The following is an 18,501-nucleotide window of genomic DNA, read 5'->3' as shown; positions in this document are numbered from 1 at the left end:
AACAGGCTATATCAGGTGGCAGGAATCAGGTCTCTTTGTGAAAAAAAAAGTCAAGTGGAAATCTGCAATTGCGGCTTTCCACTTTTCCTTTTCCGTCACAAAGGGTACAATGAGTGAATGGGGTTTGTTTCTGACTCCCAAATACATGTAGTTACGACTAGTAAAAAGGTGAATCTTACAATGAACATTACGTCATTTACAGACAATAAACCCTTGATCTATAGCTTGCATCTTGAAGAAATGAAACAATGGCTAGAAGAGAACGGGGAAAAAGCATTTCGTGCTGCACAAATTTTTGACTGGTTATATGTAAAACGAGTAACAGAATTTGAAGAGATGAGTAACCTGTCGAAAGCCTTGCGCGATAAATTAAATGAGCAGTTCCGTATCAAAGCGTTAACCGAAATCACACGTCAGGAATCAGCGGATGGAACAATCAAGTTCTTATTCCAACTGATAGATGGTCATGCCATTGAAACAGTAATCATGCGTCACAATTACGGAAATAGCGTATGTGTAACAACACAGGTAGGCTGTCGCATTGGCTGTACGTTCTGTGCATCAACATTGGGTGGCTTAAAGCGAAACCTGGATGCTGGAGAGATTGTGGCTCAGGTATTGCAAGCCCAACGCGCCCTAGATGCAGATGAAGGACGTGTAAGTCATGTAGTTGTAATGGGAATTGGCGAACCATTTGAGAATTTTGAACCACTGTTATCCTTCTTGAACATCATTAATGACAACCGTGGATTAAATATAGGTCAACGTCATATTACGGTTTCCACCAGTGGAATTGTGCCAAAGATTTATGAATTTGCCGAACGTGGAGGTCAGGTGAATCTGGCTATTTCTCTTCACGCTCCTAACACGGAGCTAAGAAGTAAGCTAATGCCGATCAACCGTGGATTCCCATTGGAAAAATTAATGGAAGCTTGTCGTCATTATGTAGCTCAAACAGGGCGTCGTATCTCTTTTGAGTACGGACTGTTTGGTGGACAGAATGATCAGCCGCACCATGCGGAAGAATTGGCTGAGTTAATTGGTGATATGCTTTGCCATGTTAACTTAATACCTGTTAATTACGTTCCTGAACGTGATTATGTTCGAACGGCTAAGAATGATATTTTCACCTTTAAACGCATTTTAGACGATCGCGGTATAAACGTTACAATTAGACGAGAGCATGGCAGTGATATTGCGGCTGCTTGCGGTCAATTGCGTGCGCAACACGCGAAAGAAACGGCAGGGTGATAAAGTATGGAAATAGCGATGAAATCGCATGTAGGATGCGTCCGACAAGTAAATGAAGATTTTTATGCCTGCGCAGTTGACCTGGCTGGACGTGTACTTGCAGTTGTCGCAGATGGCATGGGAGGTCATCAAGCTGGCGATGTTGCGAGCAAAATGGCGGTTGAACGCATTTTAAAAGAAATGAAAAAAGTTGAGCACAACATGGCTCCACTAGAAGAGCGAGAATTATTGATGGATGCTTTACTTCTTGCTAATCAAGAGGTGTACGAGTATGCTGAGGCTCATCCTGAGTGTAACGGGATGGGAACCACGGTCGTTGCTACTCTAGTAGGAAATGATGCCGGGGTCACAGCACACATTGGTGATAGTCGGTTGTATCTTTATAAGGAAAATGAGCTGATTCAGCATACAGAGGACCATTCCCTTGTACAGGAATTGTTAAAAAGTGGGCAAATTAATCAAATGGAGGCGTCCCTACATCCTCAGCGCAACGTCCTGATGAGAGCTCTTGGTACGGAGGATCATGTTCGAATTGATCTCGGACAGTTTGAGTGGTCAGATGGAGAGGTTGTGCTGCTTTGCTCAGATGGATTATCCAATAAAGTACCAGAAGATATCATGGAGGAATGGTTAGCTAAACCGGTACCTCTGCAACAAAGCGTGGACGCACTCGTTCAATATGCTCTGGACGCAGGGGGAGAAGATAATATTACTTGTGTGGCCATACGTAATAGAAAGAAGCCTTCGCAAGTCTGTGAGAAAGAGGGGGGAGGAGAATGCAAGGTCAGCGACTAGGTGGGCGCTATCAACTTGAGGAAGTAATTGGTGGCGGCGGAATGGCTATTGTTTACAAAGCCAGAGATCTTGTGTTAAATCGAATCGTTGCCGTCAAATTGCTAAGACCCCAATTTGGCACGGACGAAGACTTTGTAGAGAGATTTCGCAGAGAAGCGCAAGCGGTAGCAAGTCTTTCGCATCATAATATCGTTAATGTTTATGATGTTGGGCAAGATGATGATATTCATTACATGGTGATGGAATATATCGAAGGCTCAACATTAAAGGAGATTATTACAGCTCAAGGCGGCATGATGATGAGTGAGGCAGTTCGAATTGCGATGCAGGTGTGTGACGCATTAGATCACGCCCATCAAAACCAGATCATTCATCGAGATATTAAGCCGCATAATATCATGATTGGAACGAATGGTCGTGTGAAAGTAACCGATTTTGGGATTGCCCGTGCGGTTACCTCACAGACGATTACACAGACGGGTTCTGTACTTGGCTCAGTCCATTATTTTTCACCAGAACAAGCCCGTGGAGGAATTACCGCGGAGAAATCAGACATCTATTCCCTCGGAATTGTGCTGTATGAAATGGTTACGGGCACGTTGCCATTCTCAGGAGATTCTCCAATTACCGTAGCGCTCAAGCATTTACAAGATCCATTACCAGAGCCACGTAAATTAAATCCAGCTATCCCACAAAGCTTGGAGAATGTTATTATTCGTGCTTTGGCTAAGGACCCATTCCAACGCTACAAATCTGCACGGGAAATGTATGAAGACTTGGAAACGTGCTTGTCAACAGAGAGACGCCATGAATCAAAACTTACGTTTGCAAGTGATATAGATGATGAAGAAACACGGGTCATTTCAGCAATCACGCCAGATATGCTGGTGAAGAATAAACAAGATAGCTATCAACCGAGAACCTATCCTACCCGTACTCCTCAAAAGGTAGGAATCCCGGAGGAGCGATATAGAGACGAGGAGGAAGAGGAGGAGGAGAACGTGGCTAACAAGAAAAAGGGCATCTGGTGGAAACGAAGCCTTCTTTGGTCTGGTATCGCTGTTCTATTCGTTGTTTTGGCCATTTTTGGTTTTAATCTTGCAATGAAGCTACTCACTGTTCCAGAAACAGATGTACCTAATGTGATAGGAATGACGATGGAGCAAGCCGAGACTACTTTAAAAAATGCTGGATTAAGTGCTGCGTTTACTGAGGCCTTTAATGCTGAAGAGAAGGGTAAGGTTTTTGAACAAGACCCAGCGGCAACAAGGCGTGTCAAAGAAAATAGCACGGTAAATGTAATGATTAGTAAAGGGAAACAACAAATTCCGACTCCGAACTACGTGGGTATGTCTCAACGAGAAGCGGAACAAAAGGCGCATTTAGATAACTTTAAGGAAGTAAAAATTGTTACAGAAGAAAGTAGTGATGTGCCAGCTGGTCAGGTAATAAATCAGGATCCGGTTGCAGATCTTAAAATTGCTCCTGTGGATAAAATTTTGACTTTAACAGTTAGTGTAGGGAAAAAACGAACAAAGGTACCTAATTTCGTGGGTAAGTCTTTTGAGTTAGTTAAATTGACGCTTGACAAATCACTAAAAATAGGAGATATCAAGGATCAAGGTTCTTATGAGGTCCGGGAAATGGGTGTTATCCTCTCAACAGATCCACCTGCTGGTTCTGTAGTTGAAGAAGGAACGCAGGTTAACTTTGTCGTAAGTAGTGGACAATGGCCTTCTGATGCTAAGATTGTAAGTGTTCCTGTTCATGTCGAGCATGATCCTGTCGATGTACCTTCTGCAACAATTGAAATTGTTGTGAACGATGCTCGGAAAAAAGAACAGAAACCCATTCATCAAACTATATCAGAAAGCACTGACTTTAACGTTGAAGTAGTCTTATCACCAGAAACGAACGCAAAGATTGAAGTCAAAAAGAATGGTGAGACAATCAATACCGTGGATGTTGATTATCAATCGTATCCGTAAAACGCTGGAGGTACCTGCATGCCAGAAGGGCGAATTGTAAAAGCATTAAGTGGATTTTATTACGTGGCCGATCAAGCGAATCCAGAGCGGATCGTCCAATGCCGTGCGCGTGGCTTGTTTAAAAAGAAAGGGGCAAAGATTACCCCTTTAGTTGGCGATTGGGTCGTATTTGAGGCACCAAATGATCGAGATGGGTATGTGATGGGGATAGGAGAGCGAACAAGTGAGCTGATTCGCCCTTCTATTGCCAATGTTGATTTAGCTGTCTTGGTGTTCTCTGCTAAAGAGCCTGACATGAGTCCGTTGCTATTGGATAAATTCCTTGTGCATACAGAGCATGCTGGCATTGAGGCAATTATCGTTATTACGAAGGCAGATTTGTTGGAAGAGGGAGAATGCAAAAGGCTTGTAGCGGATTATGAAAAGGTGGGATATCGAGTGATTCCCACCTCCATTCTTGACAAGCGTGGTGTAGAACAAGTACGTGAAGAGTTGATCGGAAAGCTAGCGGTATTTGCTGGACAATCAGGAGTAGGTAAATCGTCTTTGCTAAATGCTATTTTTCCAGGAATAAGCCTACAAACAGGAGAAGTCAGCCAAAAGCTAGGACGTGGTCGACACACTACTCGCCACGTAGAGCTACTACCACTAAAGGAAGGTGGCTACGTCGCTGATACACCTGGATTCAGTTCATTAGATTTTATCAATATGACCGAGCTAGATTTGGCGCAAGCATTCCGTGATTTTGAGCAACGAAGCGATGAATGTAAGTTCCGAGGATGTTTGCATATAACGGAACCAAACTGTGCTGTTCAGGCGGCTTTGCAAGCTGGTGAAATCGTTGAACATCGTTATAAACATTATCTACAGTTCATGGAAGAGTTGAGAGAATACCTGAGGAGGAACAAACAATGGTAAAAATCGCACCATCTATTCTATCAGCTGATTTTGCTCGCTTGGGAGACGAAATTAAAGACGTTGAACGTGGAGGGGCTGACTGGATTCACGTAGACGTAATGGATGGTCATTTTGTCCCTAATATTACGATAGGTCCCTTGATCGTGGATGCGATCCGTCCAATCACACAACTCCCACTGGACGTACATCTGATGATTGAAGAACCAGATCGTTATATCGCTCAATTTGCCAAAAGTGGAGCAGATTACATCACGGTTCATCAGGAAGCTTGTCGACATCTACATCGGACCATTCATCACATTAAAGAACAAGATGTAAAAGCAGGGGTTGTTCTAAACCCAGCAACTCCAATTCATACGATCGAACATGTGCTAGAAGATTTGGATTTGGTTTTATTGATGACTGTCAACCCAGGCTTTGGTGGCCAGAAATTTATACATAGCGTATTACCAAAAGTACGTGATTTACGCTATTTATTAAATGAACGTGGTCTCTCCCATGTTGACATTGAAATTGATGGTGGGGTAAATGCCCAAACAGCCCGCTTGTGTGAAGATGCTGGTGCGACTGTACTTGTTGCAGGTTCTGCTGTTTATAATCAAACAGATCGAGCGAAGGCGATTGCTGAGATTCGCGGGTAACAAAAAAAGGATGATTCTCTTGTTTTACAAAAGAGAGCATCCTTTTTTTGTTACTGTTTCACGCACTTTTGACATCGTTTGAGAGTAAAATATATTATAATAAATTATTACCATATTATGGCGATAGGAAAGCGAGATGAATGAGATCAAAATAAACAAACGATGATGACCAGCAATATATTTTGGGGAGGATTGCTTATGAAGCTTACGGTCCTGTATGACGGACAATTTTGGGTAGGTGTCATTGAGTACGAAGAGAAAAACAAGTTGAAAGCAGCTAGAAATTTGTTTGGTGCAGAACCCAAGGATGCAGAAATACTGGAATTTGTACAAAAGGATTTACGGGACTTATTGGATAGGGCGACAATTTCCGCCGTTTTAGCACTTGATAAGAAAGAACGAAGGATAAATCCAAAACGAATGATTCGAGAAGCAAGAAAAGAAATAAATAATCGAGGAGTCTCAACAAAAGCCGAACAAGCCATTCAGCAAGATTTAGAAAAACGGAAAAAAGAAAGAAAGGTTCTCTCCAAGGAACGAAAAGAGGAAATAGCTACATACAAGAGAGAGGTAGCAAGAAGGAAAGCAAAAGAGAAGCATCGTGGACACTAAGAATCTAAGGTTGTATATGCAACTTTAATGAGCAATGAGTTGAAAAAAGCATGGATTGAAGGTAACAAAATTGGTCATTTTTGTACCGGGTCTTTTTTCCTTATCAAGGATCAGGCTAAATGACATTTCAACGGAATGCAATCATAGTTACAGCTTTTGGACAGTGTGAATAATAGTAATGCGCACTTTGAAGCTAAAAGGTGCGCATTTTTATTTTTACATGCATAATAGCTACTATTTTTATGTAGCAATTTTATAAAGAACAGTTATTTATGCATAAATAATGCATAAAAAACAAAAAAATGCATAAAAGGTGCTACTCACGAGGTTATAAAGGCGAGTATATGTGAATAGATGATCAGTTTTGATCGCACACTATACAAAGATTTTGTTAGAAATGAAGCTAGTACATAGAAGAATCATGATCAGATAAATACTTTACTTTATAAAATACAAAAAAATATTATTAAATTTTACTTTCTTATTTTTATACATGTGGTATTATAAATATAAGTTTTCAGTGTTTCGTAAATAATTTGGATTATATACATCGTAGATCATCGGTGTTTCATACTGGAGGGTATTATCATGAGAAAACCTATAAAAACATTTGCAGCACTTGCTTTATCAACTTTATTATCTGTTTCCTTATTAACAGGTTGTGGTTCTGCTAGTCAGGACAATGGAAATACAACTGCTGGAAACACAGATAAAACAGCAGCTAAAACCTTAACGATGTTCACGTCAGCTGATTACTATCCTTATGAATTCCATGAAACAAAGGATGGTAATGATCAGATTGTGGGAATGGACATCGATATTGCTACCTACATTGCAAAGGAACTTGGATATGAATTAAAAGTAGTGGATACAGATTTTAATGGCTTGGTTCCTGCTCTTCAATCAAAACGAGCAGACTTCGTAATGGCGGGTATGTCCACTTCCCCTGAACGTAAGAAGAATGTAGATTTCTCTACTAATTATTATGAAGCAAAAAATACATTAGTGAGTAAAAAAGACTCGCCAATTACCAAGCCAGAACAATTAGCAGGCAAACGGGTAGCCGCTCAAATTGGGTCCATGCAAGAAAAGGCTGCTCAAGTGATTGCTAAAGAGGTTAGTGGTGTTGAGGTGGTTTCCTTAAATAAAATGGGGGAAATCATTCAAGAGGTTATTACGGGACGATCTGCGGCAGCTGTTGTGGAAAATACCATCGCACAAGGATTCCTGGAAAAAAACCCCACTTTACAATCAACAGTTATGACAACTAATAATACAGAAGGTTATGCGATTGCTTTCCCAAAAGGATCAGAACATGTGGAAAAGTTTAATGAAATCTTGAAAAAAATGGAAGAAAACGGTGAAATGGACAAACTGATTAAAAAATGGCTGGGACAATAATCCCAGTCTGCTTTTTTTACAGGGCAAAGATGATGAAGCAGAGGTGAACACAAGACATGAATACTACCGTACCAATAGATTTTTCATTGCTTACACCACATATTCCCTACATGCTGGAGGGTATGGGGATTACCTTACAGTTTACGGTATTATCCGTTTTTTTCGGATTTATTCTAGGAACAATCTTAACCTTATGTAAAATATCTAATAGCAAATTTTTACAGGTATTTGCTGCTTTTTATACAAGCATTTTTCGCGGTACACCTTTACTAGTACAGCTTTTATTAATTTATTATGCAATTCCGCAATTAACGGATTATCAAATCCCAGCCTTATTTGCTGGCGTTCTCGCTTTTAGCTTGAACTCTGCAGCCTATTTGTCAGAGACCATGCGTGCTGGAATTTTGGCTGTAGACAAGGGGCAGTGGGAAGCGGCCAAAGCATTGGGGGTTCCATACTCTCGCATGATGAAGGATATTATTTTCCCTCAGGCGATTCGTAATATTTTACCTGCCATCATGAATGAATTTATTACCTTACTAAAGGATTCTTCATTAGTATCAGTTATTGGAGTGGCAGAGATTTTGCGCCGTGCTGATGTGGTTAAGGGGCAATTGTATATTTACTTTGAGCCTTTGGTGTTTGCAGGCTTACAGTATTATATTTTGGTCATGATTTTAACGCTACTGTCTACATGGCTGGAACGGAGGCTGCGTCGTAATGGTTAAAATTGAGAATTTGCATAAAGCGTACGGCAAATTGGAGGTTCTGAAAGGAATCAGTACCACTATTAAAAAAGGAGACGTAGTGGCTATTATTGGGCCATCGGGTTCGGGAAAATCTACGTTCTTACGTTGCATGAATATGCTAGAAGAGCCGACAAAGGGACAAGTAATGATCAACGGGGTAGATATTACCAATTCTAAGGGGAACATTAATGTCATTCGGCAGAAAGTGGGAATGGTATTCCAGCATTTTCATTTATTTCCTCATATGACTGTATTACAAAACCTGACGTATGCACCAATCAAGGTAAAACGAATGACCAAGGCGGTTGCGGAGAAAAAGGGAATGGAGCTTTTGGAGCGCGTTGGACTATCCGATAAGGCAGGTGTCTATCCAAGTAGCTTATCTGGTGGGCAAAAGCAACGTGTAGCGATTGCACGGGCCTTAGCGATGGAACCAGAGATTATGCTATTTGATGAACCTACATCTGCCCTTGATCCAGAGATGGTAAAAGAAGTCTTGGAGGTTATGAAAAGCTTAGCGCATTCTGGTATGACAATGGCGATTGTTACACATGAGATGGGCTTTGCTCGGGAAGTGGCAGATCGCGTACTGTTTTTGGATGGCGGCCTGCTGGTAGAGGATGCTCCCCCACAGGAGTTTTTTACGCACCCCACAAGTGAACGTGCCCGTCAGTTTTTGGAAAAAGTATTATAGTGGGGCAAGATAAGAGCAATCTACTCAATATTCTATTCGTACTTTACGTTTAAAAAGAAAGTAAAATAAACCTCTGTCTATTTCTTCTTAAAAGAATAGGCAAGAGGTTTTTTTGTTTTTTTCGATTGTTTTATACCAGACTTGCGTTTACTTCCCCTAGTAGCGACCGTACAATATAGAGTAGCTTACTAAAATAGCTAAAAACAAGTTTGATATGAAAAAACGACTAAGAGGCACCTACTAGAGAAAGGGATGTAAAAATAATGATTGATTTTACTATACATATTTGCACAGGCGGAGATCTTGATATGCTTCCGCAGATGGAGAGAGAGGACTTATTAATTGGAGTGGATGGGGGAGCGATTGCTTTACTAGAAGGAGGGATGATTCCACATATTGCCGTGGGGGATTTCGATACCATTCAGGAAGAGGGGCTTAGACTGCTTCAGGAAGCGGGTATTGCTATTAAAAAGTTCTCAGCCATGAAGAATGCCACTGACACAGAAATTGCCGTAGAGATCGCTGTGGAGGCTGCACGAGAACATTTACGTGATCTAGGTTCTACACTAGATAGCGAAGACGGTGTTGTGCATTTATATCCAGCTCATCGCTTCAAAATCGTAATGTACGGGGCGGTAGGTAGTAGATTAGATCATTCGCTCGCAAATTTGTCCCTGTTAAAAAAGGCTCATCTCGAAGGTGTCTGGATGGAGATTGTAAATCGGCACAATCGTGTCATGCTGTTATCGGATCATTTTCCAAGCGTAAATCTTCGCGGACACTCCGGTGAGTTTCTGTCTTTAGTGCCAGCTTCCCTTGAGGTGACCGGCATCAATCTAACAGGCTTTGCCTATCCATTGACGGATGCAACTATTCCATTTGGTTCCTCTATTGGCGTTAGTAATGAATGGGCAAATGAATATGGCAAAATAGAACGTGCATCAGGGGATTTATTTGTAATTGCGGCTAGAGATCGGTAAGCGCTTTGCACAAGTCCTGTTTCTACATACTGCTACGATTTTTCTAGAAAAACTAGCAACAAATGAAATATGGGCGCATATAAATATCAGGTAGGTAGGTATTATTCTTACGTGATGAAGTTTTTCTATTTTTCCCCGGCATACTGGACATATGTTTGACCCTCTTCGGAATATGTATGTAATAGCTTTGTTACGGATTAAGCCTAAGGGGGGTGCGACCTGGTATGAGTTTTCGCTCGTTTCACGTGAAGCAGGGGATGGCAATCAAGCGCGTTCTCGGAGTCATTTTTGGAGTGGGTGGACTTATCCTCATTTTGAATACGATGCCCCTCTGGGTGTGGTATGCCATTTTGGGAACAGCACTCATAGCAGCAGGCTGGTTTTTATTTCATCACAAGTAATTCCGGAGTAAGGAGGGGTCAAAATGCGTTTCTATACGATCAAGTTGCCGAAAATTCTAGGTGGTATGGTTCGCGCCATGATTGAAGCTTTCAATAAGAAAGCCAAGTAAACGCTGAGGATGTGGCTCAGATGAGAGGCGACATTCGATTGCCCATCAGCATTTTAAACCGGCATTCACCCTGTAGTTATGGAAGGTGAATGCCTTGGTATTTATGATGAGTCCCATATTAGGGGATAATAATAGTAAATAAAAAAAGCACCCAAGAAAGGTGCTTTTTTTACATGTTCCATGTAAGTGCAACGTTGTCCTATCCAGTCAAAGACTAGACAGACCCATTTCTATGACGAACCAAAGAACTGATTCGCTTCTAGCTCAGCTTATGCTGAGTTATACGCGAGTTACAAGACCAGATTTCAAAGCTCTAGTGCTTACATAAACGCGTTTTGGTTTCCCGTTAACAAGGATGCGCACTTTTTGAACGTTAACACCCCAAGTACGGCGGCTAGCACGCATAGAGTGAGAACGCGCATTACCAGCTTTCGCTGTTTTTCCAGTAACAAAACATTTACGTGACATTTACATCCACCTCCCTTGAAGCTATTAAACAAGCCCAATACGGGCATAAGAACAGCTTGAATCATAGTATCATAGCAAGCTGTCAATTGCAATACTTGACAGGAAATTCCCTGTGGCTATTTCGACAAATGAAAAAACCTTCAAATCACACTTTACTTATAGTAGAATGGGGTGAAGTACAAGATATACCATTATACGGATTGGTCTTTTGTAAAAGGAGGAACCTTGAATGCCAGTTGAAATGAATACATCTCTTGGAAAAATTGACGTTAGCGAGGAAGTAATTGCTCGCATTGCTGGTGGAGCTGCCATGGAAGTATTTGGTCTAGTGGGCATGGCTTCCCGTAAAGCGTTAAAGGACGGTATTGCTGAACTTCTAAAAAAGGATAATTTGAGTAAAGGCGTCGTTGTTCGCAATGAGAATAACGAGGTTAGCTTAGATTTGCATATTATTGTAAGCTATGGTACAAAGATTTCTGAAGTGGCTGGCAATGTGCAGAGCCGTGTGCGATATACACTCGAGCAAACGCTAGGAGTCGAGGTATCGGCGATTAATATATATGTCCAAGGGGTCAGAACAGACCGTGAACTGTAAGGAGGAAATGTAGTGGTACAAAAGCGTCTTGATGGCGTGCAATTTAGTCAGATGGTTTATCTAGGCGCCAATAACCTGCATACGAACTACAAAATAGTAGATGCTTTAAACGTGTTCCCTGTTCCAGATGGCGATACAGGTACAAATATGAATCTTACGTTTACAGCTGGTGTAGAAGAGCTTTCCCGTAAAGAGTCTGCACACATCGGTAATTCAGCTCAGGCGTTGGCAAAAGGACTTTTAATGGGAGCCCGCGGAAATTCAGGCGTTATTTTGTCTCAATTATTCCGTGGATTTAGCAAGGTGGTAGCAGGTAAGGAATCCATCGATGCTCGCACGTTTGCAGATGCATTAAAAATGGGTGTGGATACAGCATATCAAGCGGTAATGAAACCGGTTGAGGGTACTGTTCTTACCGTAGCGTAGCACGTGAAGCTGCTGAAATGGCTGTTAAAATCTCTCGCACGACAGATGACATCCTCACTGTGATGGACAAAACCTTTGAACAGGCAAAGCTTACATTAAGTCAAACCCCTGAATATCTGCCTGTATTAAAAGAGGTAGGCGTTGTTGATTCCGGTGGACAAGGATTAGTTTACATCTATGAGGGCTTTGTTCGTTCTCTACATGGCGAAAAGGCTGTTGAGCAAAAACAGATGCCTGGTGAAACTACTACGATACAGAATATGAATGATCTTGTAGAAGAGAAGCATAGCGCTCAATCTCAATTAAAAACAGAAGACATTCTGTATGGATATTGCACCGAGTTCATGGTGTATCTGACTGGAAGCACAGAAGCGAATAAAAAGCCTTTTGTTGAAACAACATTCCGTACCCAATTAGATACAATGGGAGATTCATTGCTAGTTGTATCTGATGAGGATGTTGTGAAAGTACATATCCACGCTGAACACCCAGGAAATGTGCTTAATTATGCACAGCAATTCGGTTCCCTACATCGAATTAAAATTGATAACATGCGTGAACAGCATTCTAATATCTTGCGTGAAGAAATAGCTGACGCCACTCCTGAGGAAGCACATGTTGCACGAACACCTGTGGCAGCTATAGAAGAGAAAGCGGCCCCAGTACCTTATGGTATTATTGCGGTAGCGGCAGGGGACGGAATCGTGGAGATTTTCCAAAGCTTAGGAGTTCAAGTAGTGGTACAAGGTGGACAAACCATGAATCCAAGTACGGAAGACTTCATCAAAGCTATTGAAGAACTTCACGCCGAAAAAATAATTATCTTACCAAACAACAAAAACATCATCATGGCTGCACAACAGGCGGCTGTTCTGGCAAGTGTACCTGTGGCAGTTATCCCGACGAAGAGTGTGCCACAAGGGATGGCAGCGTTGGTAGCATTTAATGGCGGAGAAGATTTAGAGAACAATAAAGAAATGATGACAAAAGCGCTGGAGCAAGTAAAAACAGGGCTGGTTACTCATGCGGTTCGAGATACCAAAATGGGGGATGTCGAGATTGCAGAAGGTGACTTTATTGGAATTAACGAGGGAACCATCATTACAGCAAAATCAGACATGATGGCCAGTGCTCAGGAGCTTTTGAACGAAATGGTAGATGAAGAGACTGGGCTAGTCACAATTATCTATGGTGAAGGTGCTTCCGAAGAACAGGGAGCCCTGCTAGAAGAAATGCTAGCGGATTCATTCGAGGATGTGGAAGTTGAGATCCTTTCTGGTAGACAACCACTTTATCCTTTCATTTTTGCTGTTGAGTAAGAGAGGAGTAATGTTACGTTGTCACCTATTGTAATTGTTACGGATAGTGCGTCAGATATTGACCCGGCTCTGGTTACAGAGTTAGGTATTGAGATCGTTCCTTTGAAGGTGAGCTTTGGTGCTGAAACTTTTTTGGATGGGATCACTATGCGTTCTACCGAGTTTTTTGAGCGCTTGCGCTCATCCGATGTGTTTCCAAGAACATCTCAGCCATCACCAGTAGAGTTCTCTCAAAAATTCCAGGACATTAGTGATAAGCATGGTGCGGATGTGTGTATCATTGCTATTTTGTTGTCCAGTCAGTTATCGGGCACGTACCAATCTGCTGTTATTGGAAAGGGTATGCTTGAACAAGAATTGGACTTGACGATTATTGATTCTAAGAAGGGCGCTATGTTTGAGGGACTCCTTGTTGTTGAAGCTGCCAAAATGGCTCGTGCAGGACGCTCTAAACAACAAATTCTTGATGAAGTGGACCGGATGATTGGGCAAATGCAAAATTTCTTTATTATCGACACTCTGGAGTTTCTGCAAAAAGGCGGTCGAATTGGTCGTGCTTCCGCATTTATTGGTTCGCTTTTAAACATTAAGCCTATCCTGTCGTTAGATGCAAACGGTGCTGTGTATGCTTTTGACAAGGTGCGTGGCAATAAAAAAGCAGTGGCTAGGATGATGGACGAACTAAAATCCTATGCTGCAGATGCGAGGGTAAAGGTAGCAATCATGCATGCAAATGCGTTAGAAGAAGCGAAGGCATTAAAAGAGCGAGTCACCCAGGAATTTCAGGTAATTGAAACCTATATATCCGAAATTGGTCCTGTAATCGGAGCACACATTGGACCAGGTGGAATTGCCTGCGCTATGGTAAAAGAGTAGAGATAAAACATTTAGCAAACGTTCACGGACAACAAACCAGAAGAATAAGGGAGCACCTTGCTTGAATCGTGTAGATAGCGATTAGGTAAGGTGTTTTTTGTTGTGTAATCATACAATAAGTTTAAGGGGGGTTATCTAGCATAATAAAATACCGTGAATGAATTCTGAGCTAAACATGTGCGCACACAGATTATAATTACTCATAAGATAAAGATAAAAAATAATAAGATACTCCAAATGGGATGGAGGTTCGTATGAAAAAAACAACACGATTAAAGCATCTTATTCATTCCTCAGAAATTGAATTTTTAATGGAGGCACATAACGGAATATCAGGAAAAATTGCAGAGAATTGCGGCTTTAAAGGAATTTGGGCAAGTGGCTTAACCATTTCGGCTTCCTTGGGAGTGAGGGACAACAATGAGGCCTCTTGGACCCAAGTGCTAGATGTATTAGAGTTTATGAGTGACGCAACTTCTGTACCAATTTTGCTAGATGGCGATACAGGTTATGGGAACTTCAATAATGCAAGAAGATTGGTAAAAAAATTAGAGCAAAGGGGCGTAGCGGGCGTATGCATTGAAGATAAGCTTTTTCCGAAAACCAATTCGTTTATAAAAAGTGAAATGCAGCCGCTTGCCAATATTGACGAGTTTTGCGGAAAGATTAAAGCGATGAAGGATAGTCAAACAGATGAGGATTTTGTCGTTGTTGCAAGAGTGGAGGCTTTCATTGCAGGATGGGGATTGGAAGAATCATTACGAAGGGCAGAAGCTTATCGACAAGCAGGAGCTGACGCTATTCTGATTCACAGTAAAAGAGCAGATATTACCGAAATTGAGGCCTTCATGAAAGAATGGGAGTTCAGACATCCTGTTGTGATCGTACCGACTAAATATTACACGACACCGGTAGACAAATTTGAAGAACTGGGTGTGAGTATGGTCATATGGGCGAACCACAATTTAAGATCTTCGATTGTTGCCATGCAGCAAACATCGAAACAAATCTTTGAAGAGAAAAGCCTCATCCATGTGGAAGAAAATTTGGCAACGCTAGACGATGTATTCCGACTGCAACATGCGGATGAACTGAAGGAAGCGGAAAAGAAATATCTACCCACAAATGACTTTACAAATCCTGTATGTAAAAAGGATGATTGAATGGTGCTAAACACGAACTGGTTTGTGAATGAATTGAGAAAGCGGGGATTCCAATTTTATTGTGGGGTTCCTTGTTCATTTTTAAAGGATTTTATTAACTATGTCAAAAATGAATGCAATTATGTGGGAGCTACCAATGAAGGCGAAGCTATAGCTATTTCATCTGGAGTAGCGTTAGGAGGAAAAAAAGCAGTTGTTTTCATGCAAAATTCCGGTCTGACCAATGCTGTTTCCCCTTTAGTATCACTCAACCATCCTTTTCGTCTTCCTGTTCTTGGTTTTGTCAGTTTGAGAGGAGAAGAGGGAATTCAAGATGAGCCGCAGCATGAATTAATGGGAAAAATAACGACACAGCTATTGGATTTAATGCAGATAAAATGGGAATTTTTATCGATTGATGTAGAGGAAGCAAAGCGGCAGATCGATCGAGCTAATGAATATGTGGAAGATAATCATTCTTTTTTCTTTGTTGTAAAACAGAAGACATTCGAAAAAGTTGACCTGCTCAAACAAGAATCCTTTGTAAAGCACCATTTTCATAAAATCACAAAAAATAAACAAGAGGATGTTCCGAAGCGCTATGAAGCGTTGGCCGTTATTAATTCCTTAAAAGACAGTCAAACGATCCAGCTTGCTACAACTGGAAAAACGGGACGGGAACTATATGAGATTGAGGATGCTAACAATAATCTATACATGGTAGGTTCTATGGGATGCGTTAGTTCTCTGGGACTCGGTTTGGCGCTAACCAAAAAGGATAAAGAGGTTGTCGTCATTGATGGGGATGGCTCCTTGCTTATGCGTATGGGGAGTTTGGCTACAAACGGGTTCTATGCTCCAATCAATATGCTTCATATTCTGCTTGATAACAATGTCCATGATTCTACGGGTGGACAAAGCACGGTATCGAATACGATTGATTTCGTGGAAATTGCTTCTGCTTGTGGGTATATGAAATCCATTTATATTCATAGCTTGGAAGAATTAGAAGGCGCCATCAGAGAATGGAAACAAACGCGAGGCCTGACTTTTCTCTATATGAGAATTTCAAAAGGTTCCTTAGAGCAACTTGGTCGCCCAAGCATAAAGCCTTATGAAGTAAAGGAACGGTTGCAGGCGTTTGTACGCTGCAGCAAGGTATCCCATTTTGTGGAGGGGGATATCATATGCAGATCGTGAAGAGAAATATCTTATTGAATCCTGGTCCCGCCACAACAACAGATCGTGTGAAATTCGCCCAAGTTGTTCCTGATATTTGCCCCCGTGAAACAGAGTTTGGTGATCTGATGGAATACGTATCTACAGAGCTTACCCAATTGGTTGCTGATACCAAGGATTACACTACTGTATTGTTTGGCGGTTCAGGAACGGCAGCTGTTGAAGCTATTATTAGCTCTGTGGTGAGTGATGATGTTGTGCTCGTCATTAACAATGGTGCGTACGGAAAGCGAATGTGTGAAATTACTAAAGCCTACGATTTGCACCTCTTGGAATTCACTAGCCCTCATGATGCTGGAATCGATTTAATTTCATTAGAAAAGCTGATTCAAAACTCCTCTAAAAAAATCTCCCATCTAGCCGTAGTTCACAATGAAACGTCTACTGGTCTCTTAAACGATATTGAGGCTATTGGGGCCATTTGCCAAAAACATCGCATTGATATGATCGTAGATGCGATGAGCTCATATGCGGCCATTCCGATTCATATGGACAAAATGAATATTAGTTTTTTGGCTGCAAGCTCTAATAAAAATCTTCAGAGTGTTGCAGGTGTCGCATTTGTCATTGCAAATCGAAACAAATTGGAATGTATCCGGCACTATAAAACAAAAAATTATTATTTAAATCTCTATCAACAATATCAGTTTTTTTGTGAGTCCCACCAAATGCGTTTTACACCTCCTGTACAGACCCTCTATGCACTAAAGCAAGCGATCGACGAATTGAAAGAGGAGGGAGTAGAGGGAAGATACAAAAGATATGCCGAATCATGGGAAACGTTAATAAAAGGGATTGCCAGACTTAACCTGAAGTATATTGTTCCAAGGAAACATCATTCCAAAATCATTACTTCTATTGTTGAACCTGATTGTAATGGATACGATTTCAATGAAATGCATGACTATTTGTACAAACAAGGATTTACAATATATCCAGGTAAATCTGCAGAGTTAAAAACATTCAGGATAGCAAATATTGGGGATATTACCTATAAGGATATGGAAGATTTTTTGAGTATATTAGAAAGTTACTTAAAAGCCATTCGTTATCCTTTTGAAAAGGAAGATGCCTAATGAGAGCAAGAAATAAATGGTCAAAATATTTATTTTTAAAACAGTTTCGAGAAGTAGCACCGTACTTGCCGGAAACGCAACGGATGACAAAAAGTGCTTTTTGGGATTTTATCAACCAATATGGCAAAGTGATTCTAAAGCCTGTCTTGGGAAAGGGAGGGGCTGGCGTAATTCAAGTATCTTCGTTAGGGAATCGTAAATATAAAATACACAGTGAGAATAAAAAGAAGACAATAAAAGGGAAAAGACGGACTTATCATTATCTAAAAAACAAAATCAGATCGTCTGCTTATATGATTCAACGTCGAATTTCTCTTGCTACAGTCCGCAAACGTCCATTTGATATGAGGATCATTGTGCAACGCAGAAAATATTCTAACTCGTGGAACATTACTGCTAAAGCAGCGAAAGTAGCTGGTAAAGGTTACATCGTCACCAATAATACAAGGAGTAAAGGAAAGATGATGCACGTTGAGACTGCGCTTCAAAAATCTTCTCTTAAAGATCATTCGCGACGACATCTCCTGTCCAATGTTAATAAGGTGGCTTTATTGTCCGCAAAAAGGTTGAGAATAGCATTCCCATCGCATCGTACGTATGGAATGGATATGGGATTGGATAAGAATGGTCGAGTTTGGATTATTGAAACAAATCATTACCCGGCTATTTCTCACTTCCGCAAGCTGGGTGATAAAGCTATGGTTTATCGAATTAGGTCATATCAAAAGGGTTGATAAGTAGGGATTTTGGAAGTAAAGGGTTGGTCTTTCAATGGATCAGATTAGAATAGTAAGGTTCATGTAACGTTAACGTGACAATC

The 18,501-nt window shown here is 41.1% G+C and carries 19 protein-coding genes and 1 pseudogene; 19 read left to right on the top strand and 1 reads right to left on the bottom strand.

All coding sequences use genetic code 11. The features are described from left to right. Positions 1-180: 180 nt before the first annotated feature. The 12 genes from rlmN (at position 181) to spoVM (ending at position 10,540) form a co-directional block, all read left to right on the top strand. Positions 181-1,251: a dual-specificity RNA methyltransferase RlmN gene (rlmN, locus tag BrL25_RS02525; RefSeq protein WP_018671784.1), complete on the top strand. Its 1,071-nt coding sequence runs from the start codon at positions 181-183 to the stop codon at positions 1,249-1,251. A gap of 6 nt (positions 1,252-1,257) precedes the next feature. Continuing rightward, positions 1,258-2,046: a Stp1/IreP family PP2C-type Ser/Thr phosphatase gene (locus BrL25_RS02520; protein WP_018671783.1), complete on the top strand. Its 789-nt coding sequence runs from the start codon at positions 1,258-1,260 to the stop codon at positions 2,044-2,046. After that, positions 2,028-4,034, top strand: a complete 2,007-nt coding sequence (pknB, locus tag BrL25_RS02515) for a Stk1 family PASTA domain-containing Ser/Thr kinase (protein ID WP_018671782.1) — start codon at positions 2,028-2,030, stop codon at positions 4,032-4,034. Before BrL25_RS02520 ends, pknB begins: the two co-directional genes overlap by 19 nt. 18 nt (positions 4,035-4,052) lie before the next feature. Then, complete coding sequence (rsgA, locus tag BrL25_RS02510) at positions 4,053-4,952, top strand: ribosome small subunit-dependent GTPase A (protein WP_018671781.1); 900 nt, start codon at positions 4,053-4,055, stop codon at positions 4,950-4,952. Continuing rightward, on the top strand, positions 4,946-5,593 hold the full coding sequence (gene rpe / locus BrL25_RS02505; protein WP_018671780.1) for a ribulose-phosphate 3-epimerase: 648 nt from the start codon (positions 4,946-4,948) through the stop codon (positions 5,591-5,593). Before rsgA ends, rpe begins: the two co-directional genes overlap by 7 nt. Before the next feature lie 198 nt (positions 5,594-5,791). Further along, the gene (locus tag BrL25_RS02500) at positions 5,792-6,205 is read left to right on the top strand and encodes a YjdF family protein (RefSeq protein ID WP_018671779.1); all 414 of its coding nucleotides are present in this window, start codon (positions 5,792-5,794) and stop codon (positions 6,203-6,205) included. Between the two features lie 588 nt (positions 6,206-6,793). Continuing rightward, on the top strand, positions 6,794-7,606 hold the full coding sequence (locus BrL25_RS02495) for a transporter substrate-binding domain-containing protein (protein WP_018671778.1): 813 nt from the start codon (positions 6,794-6,796) through the stop codon (positions 7,604-7,606). Positions 7,607-7,662: 56 nt separating this feature from the next. Beyond that, positions 7,663-8,334 (top strand): amino acid ABC transporter permease, encoded by a 672-nt coding sequence (locus BrL25_RS02490; RefSeq protein ID WP_018671777.1) that lies wholly within the window; start codon positions 7,663-7,665, stop codon positions 8,332-8,334. Then, positions 8,327-9,049 carry an amino acid ABC transporter ATP-binding protein gene (locus tag BrL25_RS02485; protein ID WP_018671776.1) on the top strand — a complete coding sequence of 241 codons (723 nt, stop codon included), beginning with the start codon at positions 8,327-8,329 and terminating at the stop codon, positions 9,047-9,049. The genes BrL25_RS02490 and BrL25_RS02485 overlap by 8 nt, the downstream gene beginning before the upstream one ends. Before the next feature lie 263 nt (positions 9,050-9,312). Next, complete coding sequence (locus BrL25_RS02480; protein WP_018671775.1) at positions 9,313-10,029, top strand: thiamine diphosphokinase; 717 nt, start codon at positions 9,313-9,315, stop codon at positions 10,027-10,029. A 224-nt stretch (positions 10,030-10,253) separates the two neighbouring features. Further along, positions 10,254-10,430 carry a hypothetical protein gene (locus BrL25_RS24630; RefSeq protein ID WP_018671774.1) on the top strand — a complete coding sequence of 59 codons (177 nt, stop codon included), beginning with the start codon at positions 10,254-10,256 and terminating at the stop codon, positions 10,428-10,430. 23 nt (positions 10,431-10,453) lie between these two features. Next, positions 10,454-10,540, top strand: a complete 87-nt coding sequence (spoVM, locus tag BrL25_RS02475; RefSeq protein WP_035292591.1) for a stage V sporulation protein SpoVM — start codon at positions 10,454-10,456, stop codon at positions 10,538-10,540. Between the two features lie 279 nt (positions 10,541-10,819). On the opposite strand, the gene rpmB is transcribed toward spoVM, so the two are convergent. Then, positions 10,820-11,008, bottom strand: coding sequence for a 50S ribosomal protein L28 (gene rpmB, locus BrL25_RS02470; RefSeq protein WP_003341540.1), 189 nt, complete (start codon positions 11,006-11,008; stop codon positions 10,820-10,822). A 229-nt stretch (positions 11,009-11,237) separates the two neighbouring features. Here rpmB and BrL25_RS02465 point away from each other — a divergent pair, with 229 nt between their 5' ends. From BrL25_RS02465 to BrL25_RS02435, 7 genes and pseudogenes are all read left to right on the top strand, one after another. Beyond that, on the top strand, positions 11,238-11,603 hold the full coding sequence (locus tag BrL25_RS02465; protein WP_018671773.1) for an Asp23/Gls24 family envelope stress response protein: 366 nt from the start codon (positions 11,238-11,240) through the stop codon (positions 11,601-11,603). 12 nt (positions 11,604-11,615) lie between these two features. Next, a pseudogene (locus BrL25_RS02460) lies at positions 11,616-13,348 on the top strand (DAK2 domain-containing protein). Positions 13,349-13,366: 18 nt separating this feature from the next. Then, entirely contained in the window at positions 13,367-14,224 is an 858-nt protein-coding gene (locus BrL25_RS02455) for a DegV family protein (protein WP_018671772.1), read from the top strand. 254 nt (positions 14,225-14,478) lie between these two features. Continuing rightward, complete coding sequence (gene aepX, locus BrL25_RS02450) at positions 14,479-15,387, top strand: phosphoenolpyruvate mutase (protein ID WP_018671771.1); 909 nt, start codon at positions 14,479-14,481, stop codon at positions 15,385-15,387. Further along, the gene (gene aepY, locus BrL25_RS02445) at positions 15,388-16,566 is read left to right on the top strand and encodes a phosphonopyruvate decarboxylase (RefSeq protein WP_018671770.1); all 1,179 of its coding nucleotides are present in this window, start codon (positions 15,388-15,390) and stop codon (positions 16,564-16,566) included. After that, positions 16,554-17,681, top strand: a complete 1,128-nt coding sequence (locus BrL25_RS02440) for a 2-aminoethylphosphonate aminotransferase (RefSeq protein WP_018671769.1) — start codon at positions 16,554-16,556, stop codon at positions 17,679-17,681. The genes aepY and BrL25_RS02440 overlap by 13 nt, the downstream gene beginning before the upstream one ends. Beyond that, positions 17,681-18,415, top strand: a complete 735-nt coding sequence (locus BrL25_RS02435) for a YheC/YheD family protein (RefSeq protein WP_018671768.1) — start codon at positions 17,681-17,683, stop codon at positions 18,413-18,415. The genes BrL25_RS02440 and BrL25_RS02435 overlap by 1 nt, the downstream gene beginning before the upstream one ends. Positions 18,416-18,501 lie beyond the last annotated feature (86 nt).

The sequence above is a fragment of the Brevibacillus laterosporus DSM 25 genome, assembly GCF_002706795.1.
GTDB classification, from domain to species: Bacteria; Bacillota; Bacilli; order Brevibacillales; family Brevibacillaceae; genus Brevibacillus_B; species Brevibacillus_B laterosporus.
Note: the sequence above shows the minus strand (reverse complement) of the source record. Positions and strands in the feature narration are given on the sequence as shown.

Bases quoted from the DNA above. Each gene is read 5' to 3' on its own strand.
- rlmN (WP_018671784.1), top strand. From the start codon at position 181: ATGAACATTACGTCATTTACAGACAATAAACCCTTGATCTATAGCTTG.
- BrL25_RS02520 (WP_018671783.1), top strand. From the start codon at position 1,258: ATGGAAATAGCGATGAAATCGCATGTAGGATGCGTCCGACAAGTAAAT.
- pknB (WP_018671782.1), top strand. From the start codon at position 2,028: ATGCAAGGTCAGCGACTAGGTGGGCGCTATCAACTTGAGGAAGTAATT.
- rsgA (WP_018671781.1), top strand. From the start codon at position 4,053: ATGCCAGAAGGGCGAATTGTAAAAGCATTAAGTGGATTTTATTACGTG.
- rpe (WP_018671780.1), top strand. From the start codon at position 4,946: ATGGTAAAAATCGCACCATCTATTCTATCAGCTGATTTTGCTCGCTTG.
- BrL25_RS02500 (WP_018671779.1), top strand. From the start codon at position 5,792: ATGAAGCTTACGGTCCTGTATGACGGACAATTTTGGGTAGGTGTCATT.
- BrL25_RS02495 (WP_018671778.1), top strand. From the start codon at position 6,794: ATGAGAAAACCTATAAAAACATTTGCAGCACTTGCTTTATCAACTTTA.
- BrL25_RS02490 (WP_018671777.1), top strand. From the start codon at position 7,663: ATGAATACTACCGTACCAATAGATTTTTCATTGCTTACACCACATATT.
- BrL25_RS02485 (WP_018671776.1), top strand. From the start codon at position 8,327: ATGGTTAAAATTGAGAATTTGCATAAAGCGTACGGCAAATTGGAGGTT.
- BrL25_RS02480 (WP_018671775.1), top strand. From the start codon at position 9,313: ATGATTGATTTTACTATACATATTTGCACAGGCGGAGATCTTGATATG.
- BrL25_RS24630 (WP_018671774.1), top strand. From the start codon at position 10,254: ATGAGTTTTCGCTCGTTTCACGTGAAGCAGGGGATGGCAATCAAGCGC.
- spoVM (WP_035292591.1), top strand. From the start codon at position 10,454: ATGCGTTTCTATACGATCAAGTTGCCGAAAATTCTAGGTGGTATGGTT.
- rpmB (WP_003341540.1), bottom strand. From the start codon at position 11,008: ATGTCACGTAAATGTTTTGTTACTGGAAAAACAGCGAAAGCTGGTAAT.
- BrL25_RS02465 (WP_018671773.1), top strand. From the start codon at position 11,238: ATGCCAGTTGAAATGAATACATCTCTTGGAAAAATTGACGTTAGCGAG.
- aepX (WP_018671771.1), top strand. From the start codon at position 14,479: ATGAAAAAAACAACACGATTAAAGCATCTTATTCATTCCTCAGAAATT.
- aepY (WP_018671770.1), top strand. From the start codon at position 15,388: ATGGTGCTAAACACGAACTGGTTTGTGAATGAATTGAGAAAGCGGGGA.
- BrL25_RS02440 (WP_018671769.1), top strand. From the start codon at position 16,554: ATGCAGATCGTGAAGAGAAATATCTTATTGAATCCTGGTCCCGCCACA.
- BrL25_RS02435 (WP_018671768.1), top strand. From the start codon at position 17,681: ATGAGAGCAAGAAATAAATGGTCAAAATATTTATTTTTAAAACAGTTT.